The following is a 4,367-nucleotide window of genomic DNA, read 5'->3' as shown; positions in this document are numbered from 1 at the left end:
GCCGGCCACGAAGCCGAGCGCGAAGGCCGGCTGCTCCGCCGTGCCGACCACCAGCACGGCCAGCGCCAGCGCGGCGGCCGCATTCGCCACGACCAGCCCGCGCGAGGGCCAGCCGGGCGCCGCCGTGATGGTGTCGCGGAACAGCGCGGCGCCGGGGATGCGCTGCGCCCGGCCGAGCGGCCACAGCGCGAAGGCCAGCGCCGTGAGCAGGCCGTACAGCGCCGCCAGCCCCATCTCCCGCGGATAGATGCCGAGTCGCGGCGGCACCGGCAGCGAGCCCGCCAGGGCCTGGGCCGCCAGCCAGGTCAGGCCGAAGCCCGCGACCAGCCCGATGCCGATCCCCACCACCGCCAGGGCCAGAACCTGGATCAGGTAGGTCGCCAGGATGGTGCCCGCCGGAGCGCCCAGGCAGCGCAGCGTCGCGATGGTGCGGCCGCGCGCTTCCAGCCAGGCGCGCACGCCCGTGGCGACGCCGATCCCGCCCACCAGCAGCGCGGTCAGGCCCGCCAGCACCAGAAAGGATGCCGCGCGGTCCAGGAAGCGGTTGACCCCGGGCTCCGCCTGGCCGGCGAAGCGCACCCGCCAGCCGGCATCGCCCGTCGCCGCCTGCCAGGCGCGCGCGAAGCCGCGCGATTCGGTGCCGGCCGGCAGCCGCACGCGGGTGTCCCAGGCGACCAGCGAGCCCGGCTGGATCAGCGCGGTCTCCGCGATCGCCGCCATCTCCACCATGGCGCGCGGGCCGAGCACGGTCGGGCTCGCCACCCGGTCGGGCTCGGTCGCGATCACCGCGACGAAGCGGAAGGTGGCCTCGCCGATGCGGACCGGGTCGCCGAGGTTCAGGCCCAGCCGGTCCACCACCGCCGGGTCGAGCGCCACGCCGAACCGCCCGTCCCGCCGCGCCAGGCTGGCGGTGTCGGGGGCCAGGGCCAAGGCGCCGTACAGCGGATAGGCGCCGTCCACGCCCTTGAGTTCCACCAGCGCCCGCTCACCGGAGGGGGCAATGGCCATGGCGCGCATCTCCACCACCTCGGAGAGCGTCGCGCCGCGCGCCGTTGCCCAGTCCTGTGCCGCCTGGGGCAGCGGGCGCTGGGTGGTGCGCACCTCGATGTCGCCACCGAGCAGGCGGGCGCCGTCGGCCTGCAGCCCGGCGTCGATCGCGGCGCGCAGCGTGCCGACCGCGGTGATGGCGGCGACGCCGAGGGCGAGGCAGGCCAGCACGATGCGCAGCGACTTCAGCCCGCCGCGCAGCTCCCGCCGGGCGAGGCGGAGGGCGTGGATGAGGTGGGAGGTCATTCGGCCGCCAGCCGGATCGCCGGCGTGTCGCTGACGATGCGGCCGTCCTCGATCCGCACCTGGCGACCGCAGCGCTCGGCCAGCGCCGGATCGTGGGTGATCAGCAGCAGCGTGGTGCCGAGCCGCGCCCGCAGGCCGAACAGCAGGTCCATCACCACCGTGCCGGTGGCGCGGTCCAGGTTGCCGGTGGGCTCGTCGGCCAGGATCAGCCGCGGCTCGGCCACTACGGCGCGGGCCAGCGCCACGCGCTGCTGCTCGCCGCCCGACATCTGGCCGGGGTAGTGCTCCAGCCGGTGGCCCAGCCCGACCTCCTGCAGCGCGGCCGCGGCGCGGTCGAAGGCGTCGCGCCGCCCGGCGAATTCCAGCGGGATCGCCACGTTCTCCAGCGCCGTCATGGTGGGCACAAGGTGGAAGGCCTGGAAGACGATCCCCACTTCGTCGCGGCGAAAGCGGGCCAGCGCATCCTCGTCGAGGGCGCCCAGGTCCCGCCCGGCGACGGTCAGCCGCCCCGCGGTCGGCCGCTCGAGCCCGGCCAGCAGCATCAGGAGCGACGTCTTGCCCGAACCCGAAGGTCCGACGATGCCGACCGCCTCCCCGGTGGTCACGGACAGGTCCACGCCGCGCAGCACCTGCACGGGACCGGAGGCCGCAGCGGCAGTGAAGACGAGGCCGCTGGCCTCGATCAGGGGAGATGTCACGGGCAGGGGATCCGTCGGCGGTTTGCCCGAATATGGGCGCCGTGCCGCGCTGCGAAAGGCGGTGGCAGGTCTCGGAATGTTGCTCGCCGGAACGAGCGCCGCCCGTGCCCAGGCCACCCAGGGCGGCGAGATCCGGCTGCTCATGCTCGGCGATTCGATTACCGCGGGCTACGGCCTTGCGCGGTCGGAGGGGCCGCCAGCACGCATCCAGGCGCTGCTGCGCGAACGCGGGCGCAACGTGCGGGTGATCGATGCCGGCGTCTCGGGCGACACCACCGCAGGCGGGCGGGCGCGCATCGAATGGTCGCTCGCGGACCGGCCGCACGCGGCCATCGTGGCGCTTGGAGGCAATGACGGGCTGCGCGGCCTGACGCCGCAGCAGATGCGCGCCAACCTGACCGCCATCCTGGACGCGCTGGCCCGGCGCAACATCCCGACCCTGCTGGCCGGCATGGTCGCGCCCCCCAATCTCGGACGGGACTACGGCCGGGACTTCGCCGAGGTGTTCGAGACACTTTCGCGCGAACGGACCGAGGTGATCTTCTACCCCTTCCTGCTGGACGGCGTGGCCGGCGACCCGGCGCTGAACCAGCCGGACCGCATCCACCCCACCGCCCAGGGGGCCGACATCATCGCCCGGCGCATGCTGCCCTTCATCGAAACCCTTCTGGACCGGGTGCGCGTTTCCGCCGCAGGCTGAGGGCCTGTCCACCACGGGGCCCCCCCTGTTCGCGGAGCGACCCTGATGCTGCGTCTCTTCGTCGCCCTGGCGCTGCCCGCCCTGGTGAAGACCCAACTCGGGGCCCTGGCCGGCGGCATCCCTGGGGCGAAGTGGGTGCCGCCGGAGAACTATCACCTGACCCTCCGCTTCATCGGCGAGATCGAGCCCTGGCGGGCGGAGGAGGTGGATGCCGCCCTCGCCGCCATCCGCGCCCCGCGCTTCGACCTGGCGCTGGCAGGCATCGGCACCTTCGAGAAGGCCGGGCGCATCCAGTCCCTCTACGTCCCCGCGGAGCGGTCCGAGGCCCTGGCCCGGCTGCAGGGCAAGGTGGAGACCGCGCTGCAGCGCGTCGGGCTGGAGCCGGAGCGACGCCGCTTCGCCCCGCATGTCACCCTCGCCCGCACCGACAAGGCGGAGACGGGCAAGCTGATCTCCTTCGTGCAGGCGCACGCCCTGTTCCGGCCGGCGCCGGTGCCGGTAGAGCATTTCACCCTTTTCTCCTCCCGCCTCGGCAAGGAGGCGGCGCACTACGTTCCGGAGGTCGAGTACGAGCTGGCGTGAGCCGCTTCCCCAGCCAGTTCCGGGGATGGTAAGGTCCCAAGGTGCGCCTGCGCCCCGCCCTGACGCGCCTGCTGGTCGTCCTGCTGCTGCTGCAGTGGGGCACGGCCTTCGGCCATTGCCTGCGCCTCGCCGCCCCGGCGGAGGGGTTCGCGGTCGAGATCTGCACGCCGGAGGGGCTGCACCGCGTGGTGCTGCCGTCGGAGCCCGGGGACGCGCAGCACGACCATCATGCCGTCGGCGGGATATGCCCGGCCTGCCTCGGGCCCGCCGGCCTCGCGCTGACGCCGCCGCCCGTCGTCGCGGTCGCCCCCGTCATCCTGGCGCAGAGCGCCGATCCGCAGCCGCCCCCGCCGGCCCCGTTGCCGGCTCCCGGCCCCTCGCCCTCCTGCCGCCCGAGGGCACCGCCGACCTCCTGAAGCCGTCCCGCGTCACAACGGATTCAGGAATCGCATCCATGTCCCTCACCCGTCACGCCACCACGGCGTCCGGCCCGCTTGTCGCCGTCCGCAATGATGTCGCGCCCGCCCCCGCAGCCCAGCCACGGCGCAGGACCGTGGGGCGCGCAGCATGACCCCCTTCTCCCGCCGCGCCGCGCTCGGCCTCCTGCTGGCCGGCGCGATCGCGCCCCGCGCCCGCGCCCAGGAGATATCCGCGGGGTCGCTGCGCATCGCCGCCCCCTGGACCCGCGCCGCCGGCGCCGGGGCCACCGGTGCCGGCTTCATGGCGATCCGCAACACGGGGGCGGAGCCCGACCGCCTGGTGGCGGCGCGCACGACCGCCGCCCGCGTGGTGGAATTGCACACCCACATCCGCGAAGGCGACGTCATGCGCATGCGCCCCGTGGCGGCGATCGAGCTGCCCGCCGGGCGCGAGGTGCGGCTGCAGCCGGGCGGGCTGCACCTGATGCTGATCGGCCTGGCCGCGCCGCTGCGCCAGGGCGAGCGTGTGCCGCTCACGCTCGTCTTCGAGCGCGCCGGCGAAGCGCAGGTGGAGCTGGCCGTACAGGCCGCCGGCGCGCGCGGCCACGGCGGCGGGCACGGCCACTGAGGCCGTGAGGAACGGCGGCGGGCGGCCTTCGACGCGGCCTACGCCCG

General features: G+C 75.0%; 6 protein-coding genes. 4 read left to right on the top strand and 2 right to left on the bottom strand.

Going from position 1 to position 4,367, the window contains the following annotated elements:
- Together OZN99_RS26410 and OZN99_RS26405 are read right to left on the bottom strand one after the other, a co-directional pair.
- Positions 1-1,293: ABC transporter permease (locus OZN99_RS26410; RefSeq protein ID WP_270938215.1), on the bottom strand; the 1,293-nt coding region annotated here is incomplete at its 3' end.
- Positions 1,290-1,991 (bottom strand): ABC transporter ATP-binding protein, encoded by a 702-nt coding sequence (locus tag OZN99_RS26405; protein ID WP_408611946.1) that lies wholly within the window; start codon positions 1,989-1,991, stop codon positions 1,290-1,292. The genes OZN99_RS26405 and OZN99_RS26410, both read right to left, overlap by 4 nt.
- A gap of 76 nt (positions 1,992-2,067) precedes the next feature.
- On the opposite strand from OZN99_RS26405, the gene OZN99_RS26400 reads away from it, so the two are divergent.
- From OZN99_RS26400 to OZN99_RS26385, 4 genes are all read left to right on the top strand, one after another.
- Positions 2,068-2,691: an arylesterase gene (locus OZN99_RS26400; protein WP_270938214.1), complete on the top strand. Its 624-nt coding sequence runs from the start codon at positions 2,068-2,070 to the stop codon at positions 2,689-2,691.
- Positions 2,692-2,736: 45 nt separating this feature from the next.
- A complete protein-coding gene (gene thpR / locus OZN99_RS26395) occupies positions 2,737-3,273 on the top strand; it encodes an RNA 2',3'-cyclic phosphodiesterase (RefSeq protein ID WP_270938213.1) in 537 nt (178 codons plus the stop codon).
- 41 nt (positions 3,274-3,314) lie between these two features.
- On the top strand, positions 3,315-3,689 hold the full coding sequence (locus OZN99_RS26390) for a DUF2946 family protein (protein WP_270938212.1): 375 nt from the start codon (positions 3,315-3,317) through the stop codon (positions 3,687-3,689).
- A 151-nt stretch (positions 3,690-3,840) separates the two neighbouring features.
- A complete protein-coding gene (locus OZN99_RS26385) occupies positions 3,841-4,320 on the top strand; it encodes a copper chaperone PCu(A)C (protein ID WP_270938211.1) in 480 nt (159 codons plus the stop codon).
- The last annotated feature ends 47 nt before the right edge of the window (positions 4,321-4,367 follow it).

It is taken from the genome of Falsiroseomonas oryzae (assembly GCF_027856955.1).
Taxonomy (GTDB): Bacteria; Pseudomonadota; Alphaproteobacteria; order Acetobacterales; family Acetobacteraceae; genus Falsiroseomonas; species Falsiroseomonas oryzae.
This window is presented reverse-complemented; position numbering and strand designations above follow the sequence as displayed.

Bases quoted from the DNA above. Each gene is read 5' to 3' on its own strand.
- OZN99_RS26400 (WP_270938214.1), top strand. From the start codon at position 2,068: ATGTTGCTCGCCGGAACGAGCGCCGCCCGTGCCCAGGCCACCCAGGGC.
- thpR (WP_270938213.1), top strand. From the start codon at position 2,737: ATGCTGCGTCTCTTCGTCGCCCTGGCGCTGCCCGCCCTGGTGAAGACC.
- OZN99_RS26385 (WP_270938211.1), top strand. From the start codon at position 3,841: ATGACCCCCTTCTCCCGCCGCGCCGCGCTCGGCCTCCTGCTGGCCGGC.